This is a genomic window from Agathobaculum butyriciproducens (assembly GCA_003096535.1).
Taxonomy (GTDB): domain Bacteria; phylum Bacillota; class Clostridia; order Oscillospirales; family Butyricicoccaceae; genus Agathobaculum; species Agathobaculum butyriciproducens.
The window spans coordinates 15989-33633 of the sequence record QEKJ01000009.1 but is presented as its reverse complement, the minus strand read 5'-3'; the positions used below and the strand labels follow the sequence as shown (position 1 = coordinate 33633).

Genomic DNA, 17645 nt, shown 5'->3' with positions numbered 1-17645 from the left:
CCCCTTCCTTATGAATAGTGAAAGCGCCATTATCGCGGGACAATGGCGCTCGGGTTTGCATCCGAGTCAGATGCGTTTGCTCATTTTTTCGCTGTATTCTGCGCGATAAGCCTCGAATGTGCCGTTATCGAGTGCGTCGCGGATTTCCTGCATGAGGTGGTTGTAGAACCACAGATTGTGCATGACGAGCAGCCGCTGAGACAGCATTTCACCGCTCTTGAGCAAGTGGCGCAGATAAGCGCGGCTGAACCGCTGACAGGTCGGGCACTGACAGCCTTCTTCAATCGGGCGGTCATCGGTCTGGTACTTGGCATTCATAATGTTCAGGATGCCGTTATGCGTGAACAGATGACCGTGACGCGCGTTGCGGGTCGGCATAACGCAGTCGAAGAAATCAATGCCGCGAGCGACACCTTCAATAATGTTGCTCGGCGTGCCGACACCCATCAGGTAGCGCGGCTTATGCTCGGGCGCATGCGGCAGAACAACATCGAGAATATGGTACATGACCTCGGTGCTTTCACCGACGGCAAGACCGCCGATGGCATAACCCGGCAGATCCAGCTCCGCAATTGCCTGCATATGCTCGATACGCAGGTCGTCATAAGTGCCGCCCTGATTGATGCCGAACAGCAGCTGGTGCGGGTTTACCGTATCCGGAAGCGTGTTCAGACGGTCAAGCTCGGTTTTACAGCGTTTGAGCCAGCGCGTGGTACGGTCAATGGAGTTTTTAACATACTCACGCGGCGCAGGGTTCTCGATACACTCGTCGAACGCCATCGCAATGTCCGAGCCGAGGTTGGACTGGATGCGCATGCTCTCCTCCGGTCCCATGAAAATCTTGCGGCCGTCAACGTGCGAGTGAAAGGTTACGCCTTCCTCCTTGATCTTGCGCAGGGTCGCCAGCGAAAATACCTGAAAGCCGCCGGAGTCGGTCAGCATCGGACCGTCCCAGCGCATGAATTTGTGCAGACCGCCCATTTGCTTGACGATCTGGTCGCCCGGACGGACGTGCAGATGATAGGTGTTCGACAGCTCAATCTGGCAGCCAAGCTCCTTGAGATCGAACGCGTCAACCGCACCCTTGATGGCACCCGCTGTGCCGACATTCTGGAATACCGGCGTCTGTACCACGCCATGTGCCGTGCAGAACTCGCCGCGGCGGGCGCGGCCCTCGGTTTTGATTAGGTTAAATTTTCCGATTTCCATAATTCCCTCTTATCCTGTTTCATTAGTACAAAAGCATCGAATCGCCGAACGAGAAGAAACGATATTCTTCCTTAATGGCTTCCTGATACGCGTTCATGACCATTTCTCGTGTTGCAAATGCCGAAATCAGCATCATCAGTGTGCTCTCCGGCAGATGGAAGTTGGTCACAAGATGATCGACTGCCTTGAACTTATAGCCCGGATAGATGAAAATATCCGTCCAGCCGGACTGTGCGCGCACGGTCCCGTCGTCAGCCGCGATGGTCTCCAGCGTGCGGGTAGCTGTTGTGCCGACCGCCCAGATCTTGCCGCCTGCGGCACGCGTATCGTTGATGATCCCCGCGGTCTCTTCGTCCATGATATAATACTCGGAGTGCATGATGTGGTCGGTGATCTCATCCTCCTTGACCGGGCGGAACGTACCCAGACCGACATGCAGCGTCACGAACGCCAGTTTTACTCCCTTGGCTTTCAGCGCGTCAAGCAGCTCGGTCGTGAAGTGCAGGCCGGCGGTCGGTGCAGCTGCAGAGCCCGGTGTTTTGGAGTAAACCGTCTGGTAGCGTTCGGGATCATCCAGCTTTTCCTTAATATACGGCGGCAGCGGCATGGTGCCGAGCTTGTCGAGGATTTCCAGGAAAATGCCCTCATAGTGGAAACGGATCAGGCGGTTGCCGTCCGGCTGAACCGCCTCGACGGTTGCGGTCAGCAGGCCGTCACCGAAGGTCAGCTCTACGCCGGTGCGGGTCTTTTTGCCCGGACGCGTCAGGCATTCCCACAGGCCGTCGCCTTTGTCGGTCAGCAGCAGCACCTCGATCGGCGTAACATGGCCGACAGCGTGACCCATCAGCCGCGCCGGAATGACACGGGAATTGTTGAACACCATGCAGTCGCCCGGCTGAACGTACTCCAGCAGATCGCGGAAATGACGGTGTGTCACCGAGCCGTCCCTGCGGTCGAGCACCATCAGGCGGGACGCGTCGCGCTGCTCCAGCGGATGCTGGGCAATCAGGCGTTCGGGTAAATCAAAATAAAAATCGCTTTTCTTCATCACAAAGGCAAGGACGCGTTTAAGACAATATCGCCTTGAGCGCCCCTGCCGTTTTTCCTCCCTTGCGTGTTGATTTTACAGATTACTCGGCAATCTCAATGCCGGTAAAGTAGAATTTCAGAATCTGGTCATAGGTGAAGCCCTTCTGCGCCATTGCGTAAGCGCCCCACTGACTCATGCCGACGCTGTGTCCCCAGCCGGAGCCGTTGAACGTATAGCCGGTCGGATTGGTAACGGTCGGCGTGGTATTCGAGCCGGTATTGCCCGAATTACCACTGTTTGCATCCTCGTCATCGCCGGAATAGTCACTTGTGGTTTTGACAAGCACAGTGCTGCTTGCGTTGTCAAAATCAACATCGAAGCCGATCGCCTTGCCGATATCGCGCAGCTTGTAGTAGTTGTTGCCGTTGATGATGTAGCCGTCCAGTGCGATCTCCTCGCCGTCGAGCACGATCGTCGAGGTGGATTTGCCGATTTTCTCCACCGCCGTGGACGAATCCGCAAGCTCACCGCCAACGGTCTCATACGCCGTGCCGGAGGTCAGCAGAATGCGTTCATTCTCCTTATCCCAACGGACGTTGAACTGACCTTTGGTGCCGCTCAGCAGATAGGCAATATCGCGCAGTTTGAAGTAATTGTTGCCGTACTGCGTGCCGTTTACAATGTAATAGCCCTGCGGAGATACGGTTTTGCCGTTGACCTTGACGTTATGCGTCGAAGCCTTGACCTGCAGACTGGTCTTGTTGCCCGAGCCGCCGACCGGCGTGATCGTGTAGCGAATGCTCTTGAGACCGAACACTGTGCGGACGCTGCTCCTGGAAATCGTAACCGACTTGCCGCTCGTATCCGTCACGGTGACTTCGTTTACATTATCGGTCGCGGTGCGCTTTGTGACCTGCACATTTGCTACCTTGCCGATGGAGTAGCCTGCGGCATTCACCTTCTGCTGAATCTCATCTGCGGTGAGCGTCACCGTCCACTTGTCCTTGTTCGGGTCCTCATACGGGTCAGCCTTGCCCTTGAGATACGCGTAATCGCCGCCCCAGACGTTCGCTGCGTCCTCGGTTGCGCCGCCGTCCGACGAATAAAAGTAACCGATGACCGAGCTGCCGTTGTACGACAGCGTTTCACCCTTGGTGGCGTTCACTGCGGCATCCGAGGCCTCGGTCGCACGGTTGGCGCCCAGATACACCTGACAGTTCGTGGTGTTGCACAGATCGTAATCACTGCCGTGCTTGTGTGTGCCGAGTGCAAACGAACGAGCACACACTGCCTGCGCCTTCTGTGCTTCGACAGGCCAGTCCGGGTCGATCTCATACGGCAGCACGCCCTTCACATAATCCTCCACACCCACATAGTTTATAACAGTGATGCTGCCGTTCGATGCACGGCGGTACACAAAATCGCCGTACCACTTGTAGCCCTTGAACCACGTCAGCGTGCTGTTCGGACGAATGGCGATATGGTCTGCACCCGCTGCGGACGTATACAGCACTGAGCCGCTGTCGGTATCGCTGACCTGAAAGGCATCATTCACCAGCTTGACGGTCAGCGCACTGCTCGTGATCGACTTGCTGCCGGAGAACGCGGTGCCGCTGACGGTGCCGACCGTGTAGCCGGTTTTGTAGCCGCTGACATTTTCAAGCTGCGGTGCAGCAAAGGTGGAAGCGCCGCTGATCGTCAGACCGACACGCAGGCGTGTATCGCTGCTCGCTGCATGTGCCGGAACAGCACCGATGCAGGTGACCGTCATCACGGCGCAAAGCAGCATGGATAACAGCTTTTTCATTTTTATCAACTCCTGTTTTATTTTTTATCCTTGTTTCGCCTTGTTCTTATTGACAAACTCAAGGGTATATTCTAAAATAAAAAGCGAAAGTATCAATACAGATAGAGGTGCGGTTTTCATCAGTACCGGTTGGAAGGGTCCGCAGACCCGATAATCACCCGGGAAAGGGACCTCCGCCGAAGCCGGTGCTTGTTGCGGAAAGGCCGTGCTGGACGCCGTCGGAAAATATCCCAGCGTCTGTCATCAGCGGAAACGCCGGTGGAGAGCTATTCTGTTTAGAGCGCAGCGGTTTGTTCCGCTCCCTCTATTATAGTATAGATCATACCGGTTTTTCAACCGGTATTTTTCTTTTGAGGTAACTCTGTACAATTCGTCTGCGGCACTTTGCGGAAAATTGCTCTTGCCGAATCATCTGAAGTCGCCTCTGGATATTCTTTCTGTATGTTTTTCATCACATAATTTCTTTGTTAGAATACCTTTTGGAAGGATTTGATAAACATGAAGCAGTACAAAGTAGGCATCGTCGGCGCGACCGGTATGGTCGGTCAGCGCTTCACCCTGCTGCTGGAAAACCACCCGTGGTTCGACGTTGTAGCACTCGCTGCATCCGGCCGAAACAAGGGCAAGACCTATGCCGAGGCTTGTGAGGGCCGCTGGAAGATGACCGTTCCGATGCCCGACAAGTACAAGGACATGGTTATGTACGACGCAACTGCCGACGCAGAGGAGATCGCCTCCAAGGTTGATTTCATCTTCTGCGCAGTAGATATGAAGAAGGACGAGATCCGCGCCCTTGAGGAGAAGTACGCAAAGCTCGAGTGCCCGGTTTGCTCCAACAACTCCGCTCACCGTGGTACCCCGGACGTTCCGATGATCATCCCGGAGATCAACGCGGACCATGCCGAGATCATTCCGGCACAGCGCAAGCGCCTGGGCACCAAGCGCGGCTTTATCGCCGTTAAGTCCAACTGCTCGATCCAGTCCTACGTTCCGGCGCTGTCCGCTCTGATGGACTTCGAGCCGACCGAGGTTTCCGTCTGCACCTATCAGGCAATCTCCGGTGCCGGCAAGACCTTTGAGACCTGGCCCGAGATGGTAGACAACGTTATTCCGTACATCGGCGGCGAGGAAGAGAAGAGCGAGAAGGAGCCGATGAAGATCTGGGGCCACATCGAGGGCGACCACATCGAGTCTGCGACCACTCCGGTTATTTCCGCACAGTGCCTGCGCGTTGCATGCTCTGACGGTCACATGGCTGCCGCTTCGGTCAAGTTCAAGAACAAGCCGAGCAAGGAAGTTATGATTGAGCGCTGGAACAGCTTCAAGGGCCGCGCACAGGAGCTGAACCTGCCGTCCGCTCCGGAGCACTACCTTACTTACTTCGAAGAGGATAACCGTCCGCAGACCAAGCTGGACCGTAACCTCGAGAATGGTATGGGTGTTTCCATCGGTCGTCTGCGTGAAGATACCATCTTTGATTACAAGTTTGTCAGCCTGTCGCACAACACTCTGCGCGGCGCAGCAGGCGGCGCTGTTCTGATGGCAGAGCTGCTTTGCGCCGAGGGCTATATGGACCGTTAAGGAGGTCACCGTTTTATTATGAAGAAGCCTGTTTTTACCGGTGCTGCGGTTGCTATTATTACGCCGTTCAAGTCCACCGGTGAGGTCGATTATGAGGAATTCGGCAAGATTATCGACCACCAGATCGCACACGGCACGGATGCCATCGTTGTCTGCGGCACCACCGGCGAGGCATCTGCCCTGCACGATAAGGAGCACCGCGAAGCACTGGCATGGTGCTGCGAGTATGTCAACCACCGTGTACCGGTCGTTGCCGGCACGGGTTCCAACGACACCGCATACGCCATTGAGCTGACCAAGTTTGCAGCTGAATGCGGCGCAGATGCCGGTCTGTCGGTTACGCCGTACTATAACAAGACTACGCAGCGCGGCCTGATCGCACACTACACCGCAATCGCAGACTGCTCCGATCTTCCGATCGTTCTGTACAACGTACCGAGCCGTACCGGCGTTTCCTTCACCGCCGATACCCTGTATGAGCTGTCTAAGCACCCGAATATCAACGGCCTCAAGGCTGCTTCCGGCAACTTCTCGCTGCTGGCTGAAACCATGGCGAAGTGCGGCGACAACCTGAACGTATGGTCCGGCAACGACGACCAGATCGTCCCGCTGATGTCTCTCGGCGGCAAGGGTGTTATCTCGGTGCTGTCCAACGTAGCACCGCAGGTTGCACACGACATTACCCAGCTGTGCTTTGACAACCGTTATCCGGAGGCTGCTAAGCTGCAGCTGCAGTATCACGATCTGATCGATGCACTGTTCTGCGAAGTCAACCCGATTCCGGTCAAGAAGGCTATGGAGCTGCTCGGCTGGAAGGTCGGCGGTCTGCGTCTGCCGCTGGTTGAGCCGAGCGAGGAGCACATCGCGTACATCAAGCGCGAGCTGGAAAACGCCGGCTGCAAGATCTAAAGGAGCTATAAAAAGATGTTGAAAATTGCACTTTCCGGCTGCTGCGGCCGCATGGGCCATGTCATCAACGACATTGTCAGCGGCAGAGAAGGTATGGAGATCGTTGCGGGATTTGATATCAATACGGTGCAGTATGCAGATTTCCCGATTTTTGCCGATCCGTTTGAGTTTACCGGCGAATGCGATGTAATCATCGACTTCTCCAACGCCGCTTCTACCGAGCGCCTGCTCGATTACTGCGAGCAGCACGGCACGCCGGTCGTTATCTGCACCACGGGTCACTCTGCGGCGCAGTTGGACCGCATCCGTGCGGCTTCTGCAAAGATCGCGGTGTTCCGTTCGGGCAATATGTCCCTCGGCATTAACCTGATGAGCGAGCTGCTCAAGCAGTCCGCCGCTGTTCTGGGCGACAAGTACGACGTGGAGATCATCGAGAAGCACCACAACCAGAAGCTGGATGCTCCTTCGGGCACGGCTCTGATGCTGGCTGACGCAGTTGCGAGCGCACTCCCCTATGATGCGGAGTACGTTTACGACCGTCACGAGCGCCGCGAAAAGCGTCCGGCACACGAGATCGGTATCTCCGCGATCCGCGGCGGCACCATCGTTGGTGAGCACAGCGTGCTGTTCTGCGGCCGCGATGAGATCATCGAGATTAAGCACACCGCTCTGTCCCGCGAGGTTTTCGCAGTCGGTGCGGTTGATGCAGCCGCTTTCATGGCCGAGCGCACCCAGCCGGGCATATACGACATGAGCGACGTTATCGCATCCCACAAGTAAAACAAAAGGGATTCTGTTTCTGACAGAATCCCTTTTTTCGTGTAAAAACCGCTCTCAAAAGTTCGAGAGCGGTTTATTTTTATTCCACGCGGAGCTTTTCTACTTCGGCTTCGTCCGGCGTGACATACGCGGTCTGGTACACATGGTAGATGACCATGCCCGGCTTCGCACCCGCAGGCTTTTTCACCTGGCGAACCGGCGTATAGTCCACCGGCACCAGAGAGGACGAGCGTCCTCGCGAATGATACGCTGCGATCATGGCGGCCTCGGTCATGGCCTCATCAGTCGGCTCCCTGCCGTCCGTCACGAGGATAACGTGCGAGCCGTGAATCTTCTGCGTGTGGAACCAGATATCGCTCTTGAACGCAGTCTTGAGTGTCAGCAGGTCGTTTTGCAGGTTGTTTTTGCCTGCAAATACGTCAAATCCGTCGCTCGTGCGGTAATGGAACGGCTTTGCCTGCGCCGGCTTGCCGCGCAGCTTCTTGTTGCGCGTCTGCTTGGCAGAAAGCACACCGGACTGCGTGAGCTCCTCGCGCAGCTGTGCAAGGTCGCGCTCGTTTTCGGCTTCGCTGAGAGCAGCGAGGACACTTTCCAGATAATCCAGCTCGGCTGTGCCCTGCTCGATCTGCTGTGTGAGCACTTCCTCGGCGGTCTTGGCCTTGTTGTACAGCTTGAAATACTTCTGTGCGTTCTGCTGCGGCGTCAGCCGCACATCTAACGTAATTTCAACCTCCGGACAGTTTTCTGCGTAGTAATCGACCACTTTCGCCTTGTTCATGCCCTTTTCCAACTGGTACAGGTTCGCGGTGATGAGTTCACCGGTGCGCTTGTACTGCTCACGGTTGTGCGTAGCCGCGAGTTCCTTTTTCTGCGCCGCCAGCTTGCGGGCCACGCGGTCGCGGGCATTCGTGACCGTTTTGTGCAGGTCGCCGGTGCGGCGCTGCATCCGCTCAGCCTTACCTTTTTTCTCAAAGAAGGCTGCAAGCAGTGCACTGAAGCTGTCCGCCTGCGTGACGTTCATCAGACCCTCGTACTGCGTCACCGGAAGGAAGGTGAAGTCGAACACCGCACCGTCCTCGACCTTGGTCAGCAGGAAAGGCTTGGCTCGGTTATCCTCGACATACGACATGAAATCGTCGTACACCTTGCCGAGCTGCTGACGGTTCTCATCCGTCATGCGTGCGATGGGCTTGGCTGCGTCACCGGTCGCGCGGAAGGACAGTTCGCGGCAGAGCAGCGGCGAAAAACCCAGAAGCTGACTGAGCAGCCAGCGGTCGAGCGTCTGCCCTTCTTCCGCCTGCGATGCGGCGGCGGCAAGTCCTGTGCCGGAAACCGTGAACGGGTCGTGCTTGTCCTGTGCAGGCGGCATGCGGTAAAACAGACCGGGCAGAACCTGCCTCTTGCCGGACAGGTCGCCGTCTACACGGCGCAGAGCGTCAATAATGCGGTTGTCCTCGCCGCACAGGATGACGTTGGAGTGCTTGCCCATCAGCTCGCAGATGAGGTGCTTTTTGCAGGGTACACCCATTTCATCCGTCGTATCCAGTTCGATGGTGAGCATACGCTCGACCGCCGGCTGGCTCACTGCCGCAATCTTTGCGCCCTGCACATGCTTGCGCAGCAGCATGCAGAACATCGGCGGCGCCGCCGGATTCTCTCGAGCCGCGTCAATGAAATGCACGCGCGGCGAGCCTGCCGCGATCGACAGCAGCAGTCGGCGCGGACCGCCCTGACCGCCGCGTGTCTGCAGCACGATTTCATCGCGGTCCGGCTGATAGACCTTCTCTACACGACAGCCTGCCAGTACGTTATTGAGTTCATTTGTCACTGCCCGCAGGCAGATCGCATCTAATGGCATATAAATTCTTCCTTAAACAAATTGGATACAGTCCGCGTGCCGCTCGGAAACCTCGGTGAGAACCTGCGGGAATGCGGCTGTGATTTTATCGGCGAACACGGCCGCAACCGGATTCTCGGTCGGGAAGTGTCCTGCATCCACCAGAGACAGACCGATGGCCTGCGCACGCTGCATGAGATCGTAGCTGCAGTCGCCGATAACGAACGCCTGTGCGCCGCCTGCGACTGCATAGTCCATCAGCTTGCCGCAGGCACCGCCGCCGACCGCTACGCGCGTGATCGGCTTGCCGCCGTCGCAGAAGCGCACACCGCCCGCACGCAGGCACTCCTTAACATAGAGTGCAAATTCGCGCGGCTGCATTTCACGCGGCAGATCGCCCACACGACCGAGCATGCCGTTCTCGCCGGCCTCCATGCTCACCACGTTGGTGAGGAACAGCGCGGACGCGAGTGCGTCATTGACACCGCCCTCCGCACAGTCTGCGTTGGTATGCATGCAGATAATAGAAATATCGTGCTTGATCGCGTAACGCAGCACTCGACCGGTCGTATCGTCCGATGTCACGCGGCTGACTGAGGTAAAGATCGCCGGATGGTGTGCGACAACAAGCTGCGCACCGCGCTCAGCCGCTTCCTGCACGACCGTTTCTGTCACATCGAGCGCACAAAGCACGCTCGTGACCTCCTGCGCACGATCGCCGCACAGCAGGCCGACATTGTCCCAGCTTTCCGCCAGCTCGTAAGGAGCAAGGCCCTCCATAAATGTCAAAATATCCTGAACCGTCGTCATTTCAGTTCCTCCCTTGCAGATTGGATGCACTGCACCAGCGCACGCTGGTACGCGAGACGCTTGTTCTCCGATGCGCCCTGTTCCATGCCGTCCAGTGCCTTTTTCTCCCGCAGGTAGAGCTGCTCAAGATAATCGGCAGCCCCCTCTGCACGCAGCAAGGCCGGAGAAACCGCACATTCGCTCAGCGGTATTTCCCGCTTCGGTGCACCGCCGCGTACGCTGAGAACGACGTAACGCCGTCTGTCCTCGCGGCACAGCGTTTCACGCTCGACGGCGTAGCCGTGCGCGTACAGCCACCGGCGCAGCTCTGCAATCATGGTCATCGGCTGGAGCAGCAGCAGGTGGTCACCTTGGGCGGTCCACGGTGCGGCAGTCAAAATCTCTGCGATGGTCTGGCCGCCCATGCCTGCGATCGTTACGGTGTCGCATTCCTCCGCCCGCACGGCCTCCAGTCCCGGCGCAAGCCGCAGAGACAGGGATACATTATGCTCTTTCGCATTGCGCTCCGCATGCGCCAGCGGTCCCGAACGGATATCCGAGCCGATAGCCGATGCAATATGCCCATCCAGCAGCAGTGAGATCGGCAGCTTGCCGTGATCCGTTCCGATATCCGCCAATCGAGCATTCGGCGGCACCAGAGCCGCCATACAGGCCAGCCGCGGTGTTAAAATCATACTTTCCATGTAAAACTCCAAAAAAACAGAGCCGGCAAACAATGCCAGCTCTAATTTTCTTACTCACTCGACTTATTCGCCCAGAAAAGCGTTGAGCTTGGCAACCAGTTCATCTGCATTGGTGCCGTGTACCATGCAGGCCTCCTCGATGCTCTCGCCCTGAGATGCCGGGCAGCCGAGGCAGTGCATGCCGATTTCCATAAAGAAACGAGCGGTCTCGATGTTCATATTCAGAACCTCACCAATGGTGGACTTCTTCGTAATAGCAGCCATGATAGTAGCCTCCTGTTGCTTTTTATTTGTTTATAGTATACCGCAAAAATCCGTACTATTCAAGCAGTAAATAGTATTCCCTGTGAAATCGGTCGGAAAACTGCGTAAAACAGACCGTTTCACTGCTGTGAAGCGCCCTGTTTTCATTTTTATTCCTGCAACAAAAAAGCCGGCGCCTGCAAAATGCAGGCGCCGACCTCATACATATCTGACACTTTTCCGCTGACGATTGTCGTAAATTTAACGATAAACCCCTAATCGAGCATATGTATTATTATAGGAGCATCCTTGTTGGCCGCCCGCACAGCGGTAACCCGTTCCCCTTTCTCCAATCTTCACGCTGATAGCACTTCTCTATTTTCCTACCACAAGAATACTGGAAGGACTGCCGGATTTTCCACGCGATGTGCCAGATACCGCCCGAGACGGATGCCAAGCAGCCTCAGCACGAGCAAATACAATATGATAGCTGACACGAGCGCTGCCGCGAGGGCGGTCACGGTGTTATCAAACCGGCAGACGAATGTCTGCGCGAAAAAGCGAGTCCACAGGTAAACCGCAGTGCCGCAGAGCAGCGGCACGCCGAACCGCCGGAAGGGTTTCAGGCGGAACGCTGTTCGCCGGTGCAGGATGGCAAGGTTGACCGCAGCGGCGCTCACTCCGGTTAAAAACATGGCAAGTAAATAGCCGTAAATGCCGAGCGTTGGCCTTGCACACCAGCGGTACAGCAGCGCAAGCTGGCACAGCTCCGCAGAGATGGCGGTTGCCACGTTCCACCTTTGCAGGCCGAGCGCATTGAGCAGGCTGCCGGTCGCCATCTGGTAATAGGCCGCCACGGCTGCCGCGCCGAGCAGCGCGGCATAGCCGCCGGTGAGCGGCTGGCGGAAAAACAGCTCGCTCAGCTGCGGTGCCAGCGGCACGAGAACGGCAGTTGCCGGTATGCCGATGAGACCCACAGTCGTAACGGCTCGGCCGGTCAAAACACGCACGCGTGCCTGCTCACCGACTGCCTGCGCTGCCGTGACGGCGGGCAGCAGCGCCGTGCAGACCGAGCTGACGAACGCGACCGGAAACAGCAGCAGCGGCATGGCCATGCCCGAGATCACGCCGAGCGCGGACAGCGCCTGCTCATAGTCCAGACCGGCCGCCATCAGACGCTGCGGCAGCAGGACGGCGCCTGCCGAGCCGAGCATATTGCCGATCAGCGCCGAGGCCGATAATGGCGCGGCAATGCCGAAAAACTGACCGTAAAGTTCCTTATCCGGCCTTGTAAAGCGAATATGCCGCATATTTCGTCGGAACAGCCGCGTGAGGAAAAGCGCGCTGAAAATCTCGCTGCACACCATGCCCGCGAAGATGAGCATGGCGATTCTGCCATAGTCGCCGCTGCCATATTCGTACAGCAGAAAGCTGACCGCGAAGATGCGGATAAGCTGCTCCCCGACCTCAGAGCAGGCTGTGTACTGTACCCTTTCCAGGCCGATAAACAGCGATTTGAAAATATTTTCTACGCCGGTGAGCGTCAGGCACAGCAGCATGTACGGAAACGCGCGCGCACAGCGTCCGTCACCGAGCAGATTTGCCGCGATACTGCCGCCGCACAGCAGAACCACCGCTGCGCAGGCCGCACTCAGAGCAAAAAAGGCGCGGAACGCCAGCTGCAAAACCGCACCTAAGCGGCCGCTCTCCCCTCTTGCTTCGCACGCTGCGCTCAGCCGCGAACACGCCGTCGTCACGCCGGACAGGCAGCCTGCATGCAACACTAAATACACCGAATTGACCAGCCGGTACACGCCCAGACCTTCCGCGCCTGCAAAGCGGCTGAGCACCACGCGATAGACAAATCCGAGCACCTGCAGCAGCACATTTCCGCACGCGAGCACACCTGCCGCGTATAAAATCGTTCCTTTTCTGACCCGCACAGCATGACCCCATTTCACGAAATTCTATGCGGATTCTGCACGGAATATGCGTACAAAAACTCCCGCAGCAAACTGCCCGTTCTGTACGCGAGAATGCTTCTTTTCCCGCAGTTTTCCTCATCAAAAAAATCCCTGCACAGAATTCTCACTCTGTACAGGGATTTCTTACTTGCGTTTGCGCTTAGGCTTCTCCTCGATGCCGGTGGACACAATATAATTCTGCCGGAACTTATTCGGCGGCATGCCGACGTTTTTGGTAAACTGCAGATTGAAATAGCTCTGCGTGTCATATCCCACCATCTCCGCGATACGCGTGATGGACAGGTCGGTCGTGATCAGCAGCGTCTGTGCTTCACCGATGCGGCGGCGCAGCAGATACTGCACGGGCGAATACCCACTCATCTGCTTGAAAACATGCGATAAGTAATACGGACTGATGTGCAGCGCCTCACCCATGCTCTGCAGCGTGATCGGCTCCATATAATGTTTGTCAATATATTCCTTAATCCGTCTGCCGAGAATGTGCGGCTCCTCCAGCGGCTTTTCCGACTCCGCGCGAGGACCGGCGGTGACCGTCAGCACCGACACCAGCAGCGCGTGCATCAGCGAGCTGCAGAACATCTCAGCGTTCGGCTCACCGGCTGACAGGGTGCGGAACATCATTTCAAACAAGCAGCGCAGATCAGCGAAATACTTGCCGGTCGGAAACACATAGCCCGCATCATCCGGAATGAGCGCGTTCTCGCGCATACCGGGCATATGCAGCCCGCCGACGGCAATGCAGTAGCTGCCGACCTCCATATCCGGACCGGAAACCTCGTCGTGCACCACGCCTGCGTTGTATACGAGCAGATCACCCGGCTTGATGATGACTTTTTTATCGTGAATCAGGTATTCACTTGAACCGCTGCAAATGAGAATCAGCTCGACAAAATCCTCATGCGCGTGCATGACACGCGGATGTGCACTGGCATCCGGTCGGATTTCACTGACGTAAAGCAGCTTCGGCTGATTCTCGCCCTCAAAAATTGATTTAACTTTCTTCTCTACAAAACACTGTACGTTCAGGCTTGCCTTCGGCATAGTTTTTTGCAGCTCCTCTCTTTCTCTGACGGTGATTTTACTCTTATAAAAGTATAGCACACGGGTCCGTTGTGCGATAGCACATATTTGCTTTTGCAGACCGCCGTATATCGTGCTTTTTTGCGGTCGGGCCGAGGAAAATTATAAATTCTTGCTATTGGCAGATTCTTGTTTTTTTCCGCTTATTTATCGTATAGCCTATCCGACCGAGAATCTTCCGTATGTTTCTCTGCGGTTTTTCAGCTTTCGCAAACCGGCCGATTCGCCGGTCTCCGACCGGCAAAAAGCAGGATTTATAAAAACAAGCGCACAGCCTCAAACCCGCTCTGAAAAAATACTGTGCATTTTTTACCGCCGCTTTTACCTCTAATATATTATATATATGGGATTTTCGGGCGTCCGAAAAAAAGTTTCCGTTTTTTGAATCAAGCCAAGAATCTAAAAGAAACCGTTCGCCATATCTGCTAAACTATAAGCACAAAGAGAAAGAAAGAATCTCACGGCTCAGCTGTGAGATACAACAAGAACGAAAGGACGAAGCATTATGTTAGATCCCAAAAAGGTTAAAATCGGTATTGCCCCCATCGCCTGGACCGAGGACGACATGCCGGAGATGGGTGCTGAAAACAGCTTCCTGCAGACGATCAGTGAAATCGCTCTGACCGGTTATGTTGGCACCGAGATCGGCTGCCAGTTCCCGCGTGATCCGGCGATTCTGAATAAGGAGTTTGGCCGCCGCGGTATTTCCGCCATCACCGGCTGGATCAGCACCTACTTAAATGAACTGCCGATGTGGCAGAACGAGCGTGCATTTGTTGACCACATGAACTTCCTGAAGTCGATCGGTGCTACGATTATCAACACGTCTGATCAGTCGTTCTCCATTCAGCATCAGTGGAACACTCCTCTTTCCAACAAGAAGGTGTTGAACGACGATGAGTGGGAGGTACTGACCAAGGGTCTGGATCACCTCGGCAAGATCGCTTACGACAGCGGCATGAAGATCGTGTACCATCATCACATGACGACTACCGTACAGAAGACCGACGAAATCGACCGTATGCTCGCTATGACTGACCCGAAGTACGTCAGCATGATTTACGATACCGGTCATCTCACCTTCTCCGGCGAGGACCCGATCGAAATTCTCAAGAAGCACCACGACCGCATCGGCCATGTCCATCTCAAAAATGTCCGCAAGCCTGCAATGGACAAGTGCTACGCCGAGAACAAGAGCTTCCTCCGTTCGATTCCGGAAGGCGTATTCACCGTTCCCGGCGACCCGGAAGGCTGCGTAGACTTCCCGACCGTATTCAAGCTGCTCGACGAGTACAACTACGAGGGCTGGCTGGTCGTAGAGGCTGAGCAGGATCCGGCTATCGCAAATCCGCTCGAGTACGCCCGCATGGCCCGCGCCTACGTCAAGGAGCACACCGGACTCTAATCCGCCGTTTTGCACACGATCCCAAACTGTTAAGCTGACAACTGAATACGGATGTCTTCTTATCGGTTTACAAGAATACCGGTTCAAAAGAAGGAAACTCGGAAAAAGAAAGGAAAAGTACTCTTATGCAAAAGTTACTGGCAACCGTTCTGACTGGCACCATGTTATTCAGCCTCGCAGCATGCAGCGGCAGCAACACCCCCTCTTCTTCCGGAGATTCTGCCGATGGTAGCAAGAATCTTTCTATCAGCGTAATTCTGAAAACCACGGCTTCTGAGTACTGGCGCTATGTTGTTGCCGGTGCCGAAGCCTACGGAACCGAAAATTCCAATGTAAAGGTCGATGTCAAGGGTGCTACTTCGGAAACTGCTTACGATGAGCAGCAGAATATCATCGAAACCGACCTGAACTCCGGTGCTTACGATGCTTATGTTATCGCACCGCTGCAGTCCGATGTTGCAGCTACTCTGATCAAGGGACAGACCAAGCCGATCATCAATCTGGACACCCGCATTGATGCACCGGAGATTCTCTCCTTCGTAGGTCTCGATCAGGAAAATGCGGCCGAATTCGGCGGCGAAGCCGCTGTAAAGGCCGCCAAAGAGGCCGGCTGGACCGAACTGAAGGCAATCGCCATCTCGGGTGTACAGGGCGACAACACCGCAACCGCACGTCTAAACGGCTATCGCACCGGTATCACCAATGCAGGCGGCACCTTTCTGGATAACGAAATTCAGTACGCGGATGCTGTGGCGGATAAGGCCGCCAACTCGATGGAAGCGATTATCCAGAACCATCCAGAAGGCATTGCGATGATTGTCTGCAACAACGACGACATGGCCATGGCCGCTGCCCGCGCAGCAGAGAGCCATCCAGCTTATGCCAACACGGTCTTTGTCGGCTTTGACGGCACCAAGTCTGCCTGCGATTCTCTGCTGCAGGGCGGCGAAACGCTTTCCGTTTCCTATAACTGCTACGACCTCGGCTACAAGGCTGTAGAGGCTGCTGTTGCCGCTGCAAACGGCGAAAAGGTCGACGAAGTCATTTCCGTAGATGCAAGCATCCTGACGAAGGACAATGCACAGGAGCGTCTGGATTATCTGAACAAGCTGTTGGGTTAATCTATAATTCTATTCACATTCACTATATTTTTCAAAGGAGATCGATGATTATGAAAAAGCTGAAGATCGGTATCATCGGTGTAGGCCGTCTGGGTTATGAGCACGCCTGCAACATTGCAAACCGCGTTCCGGGCTCCGAGCTGGTAGCTATCGCAGACGCAAACTTCGACCGCGCAAAGCAGGTCGCTGAAGAACTGGGCGTAACCGCCGTTTACAACGACCCGAAGGATCTGTGCGCTGACCCGAACGTTGAGGCCGTTGCCATCATCACCAACACCGCTTCTCACGTTGAGATGATCAAGATTGCGATGGACGCAGGCAAGCACGTTTTCTGCGAAAAGCCGCTGGCTGACACGGTTGAAAAGTGCAAGGAGGCCGAGGCCATCATCGCGGCTCACCCGGAGCTGACCTTTATGCTGGGCTTCATGCGCCGCTATGACCACTCCTATCAGGTAGCCAAGAAGAAGATGGAGAACGGCGACATCGGTGATGTTATTCTGGTTCGCTGCTACTCGCAGGACCCGATCTCCATCATCGAGGGCACCCTGGAGTACGCTCCGCGCTCCGGCGGTCAGTTCATCGATATGTCCATTCACGACTTCGACCTGATTCGCTGGCTGACCGGCTCCGAGGTCAAGGAGCTGTGGGCAACCGGCGGCTGCTACGAGTTCAAGCAGTACAAGGACTGGGACGACGGCGACAACGTTTCCGGCCTGATGAAGATGGAAAACGACGCAATGGCCTTCTTCTTTGCCGGCCGCGCTGCGGCACACGGCTCTCATGTTGAGACCGAAATCGTTGGTACCCGCGGCACCCTGCGTATCGCTTCGGTTCCGACCGATTCTCTGGTCGAGGTTATGAGCCAGCACGGCGTATGCCGCGAGTGCTATCAGGACTTCATCACGCGCTGGCACGATGCATACATCACTGAGATTGAGGAATTCTGCGACTGCGTAGCAACCGGCCGCAAGGCAACTCCGGGCGTTATCGACGGCACCCAGTCCACCAAGATCGCCTTCCGCTGCAAGGAATCCTTCCTGACCGACAAAAAGCTGACCCTCGAATAATCGTTCTCGAAACCGCATTCTTATTCCACATTCAATTTATTCTCTCTTATTTATATTCAAGTCTCCAAACAGAATACAAATACAGCCTAATTCAAAAA

At 55.7% G+C, this 17645-nt stretch carries 15 protein-coding genes and 1 riboswitch; of the genes, 6 read left to right on the top strand and 9 right to left on the bottom strand.

Annotation, left to right across the window (positions count from 1 at the left end; translation table 11 throughout):
* Nucleotides 1–66: 66 nt before the first annotated feature.
* The 3 genes from tgt to C7386_RS08135 all read right to left on the bottom strand — a co-directional run bounded on the left by tgt (nucleotide 67) and on the right by C7386_RS08135 (nucleotide 4046).
* The gene (tgt, locus tag C7386_RS08145) at nucleotides 67–1209 is read right to left on the bottom strand and encodes a tRNA guanosine(34) transglycosylase Tgt (protein WP_110436685.1); all 1143 of its coding nucleotides are present in this window, start codon (nucleotides 1207–1209) and stop codon (nucleotides 67–69) included.
* A gap of 22 nt (nucleotides 1210–1231) precedes the next feature.
* Nucleotides 1232–2257: a tRNA preQ1(34) S-adenosylmethionine ribosyltransferase-isomerase QueA gene (queA, locus tag C7386_RS08140; RefSeq protein ID WP_110436684.1), complete on the bottom strand. Its 1026-nt coding sequence runs from the start codon at nucleotides 2255–2257 to the stop codon at nucleotides 1232–1234.
* An 82-nt stretch (nucleotides 2258–2339) separates the two neighbouring features.
* The gene (locus C7386_RS08135) at nucleotides 2340–4046 is read right to left on the bottom strand and encodes a SpoIID/LytB domain-containing protein (protein ID WP_110436683.1); all 1707 of its coding nucleotides are present in this window, start codon (nucleotides 4044–4046) and stop codon (nucleotides 2340–2342) included.
* A gap of 94 nt (nucleotides 4047–4140) precedes the next feature.
* Nucleotides 4141–4323, top strand: a riboswitch (Lysine riboswitch).
* A 221-nt stretch (nucleotides 4324–4544) separates the two neighbouring features.
* Between C7386_RS08135 and asd the strand changes: the two genes are divergently transcribed.
* The 3 genes from asd to dapB are packed head-to-tail and all read left to right on the top strand — an operon-like array spanning nucleotide 4545 to nucleotide 7316.
* A complete protein-coding gene (asd, locus tag C7386_RS08130) occupies nucleotides 4545–5627 on the top strand; it encodes an aspartate-semialdehyde dehydrogenase (protein ID WP_110436682.1) in 1083 nt (360 codons plus the stop codon).
* An 18-nt stretch (nucleotides 5628–5645) separates the two neighbouring features.
* Entirely contained in the window at nucleotides 5646–6536 is an 891-nt protein-coding gene (dapA, locus tag C7386_RS08125; RefSeq protein ID WP_110436681.1) for a 4-hydroxy-tetrahydrodipicolinate synthase, read from the top strand.
* Nucleotides 6537–6551: 15 nt separating this feature from the next.
* Nucleotides 6552–7316 (top strand): 4-hydroxy-tetrahydrodipicolinate reductase, encoded by a 765-nt coding sequence (dapB, locus tag C7386_RS08120; RefSeq protein WP_110436680.1) that lies wholly within the window; start codon nucleotides 6552–6554, stop codon nucleotides 7314–7316.
* 79 nt (nucleotides 7317–7395) lie between these two features.
* On the opposite strand, the gene C7386_RS08115 is transcribed toward dapB, so the two are convergent.
* The 6 genes from C7386_RS08115 to C7386_RS08090 form a co-directional block, all read right to left on the bottom strand.
* Nucleotides 7396–9174, bottom strand: a complete 1779-nt coding sequence (locus C7386_RS08115; protein WP_110436679.1) for an Rqc2 family fibronectin-binding protein — start codon at nucleotides 9172–9174, stop codon at nucleotides 7396–7398.
* Nucleotides 9175–9186: 12 nt separating this feature from the next.
* Nucleotides 9187–9963, bottom strand: a complete 777-nt coding sequence (locus C7386_RS08110) for a Nif3-like dinuclear metal center hexameric protein (protein ID WP_116705256.1) — start codon at nucleotides 9961–9963, stop codon at nucleotides 9187–9189.
* Nucleotides 9960–10646 carry a tRNA (adenine(22)-N(1))-methyltransferase gene (locus C7386_RS08105; RefSeq protein ID WP_110436677.1) on the bottom strand — a complete coding sequence of 229 codons (687 nt, stop codon included), beginning with the start codon at nucleotides 10644–10646 and terminating at the stop codon, nucleotides 9960–9962. Before C7386_RS08105 ends, C7386_RS08110 begins: the two co-directional genes overlap by 4 nt.
* 63 nt (nucleotides 10647–10709) lie before the next feature.
* Nucleotides 10710–10910, bottom strand: coding sequence for a DUF1858 domain-containing protein (locus C7386_RS08100; RefSeq protein WP_110436676.1), 201 nt, complete (start codon nucleotides 10908–10910; stop codon nucleotides 10710–10712).
* Nucleotides 10911–11272: 362 nt separating this feature from the next.
* A complete protein-coding gene (locus C7386_RS08095; RefSeq protein WP_165815505.1) occupies nucleotides 11273–12832 on the bottom strand; it encodes an oligosaccharide flippase family protein in 1560 nt (519 codons plus the stop codon).
* Nucleotides 12833–12997: 165 nt separating this feature from the next.
* Complete coding sequence (locus C7386_RS08090) at nucleotides 12998–13915, bottom strand: helix-turn-helix transcriptional regulator (protein WP_116705254.1); 918 nt, start codon at nucleotides 13913–13915, stop codon at nucleotides 12998–13000.
* A 544-nt stretch (nucleotides 13916–14459) separates the two neighbouring features.
* On the opposite strand from C7386_RS08090, the gene iolE reads away from it, so the two are divergent.
* The 3 genes from iolE to C7386_RS08075 all read left to right on the top strand — a co-directional run bounded on the left by iolE (nucleotide 14460) and on the right by C7386_RS08075 (nucleotide 17547).
* Complete coding sequence (gene iolE, locus C7386_RS08085; protein WP_110436673.1) at nucleotides 14460–15359, top strand: myo-inosose-2 dehydratase; 900 nt, start codon at nucleotides 14460–14462, stop codon at nucleotides 15357–15359.
* Nucleotides 15360–15484: 125 nt separating this feature from the next.
* Nucleotides 15485–16480: a sugar ABC transporter substrate-binding protein gene (locus tag C7386_RS08080; protein WP_116705253.1), complete on the top strand. Its 996-nt coding sequence runs from the start codon at nucleotides 15485–15487 to the stop codon at nucleotides 16478–16480.
* A 50-nt stretch (nucleotides 16481–16530) separates the two neighbouring features.
* On the top strand, nucleotides 16531–17547 hold the full coding sequence (locus tag C7386_RS08075; RefSeq protein ID WP_116705252.1) for a Gfo/Idh/MocA family oxidoreductase: 1017 nt from the start codon (nucleotides 16531–16533) through the stop codon (nucleotides 17545–17547).
* Nucleotides 17548–17645 lie beyond the last annotated feature (98 nt).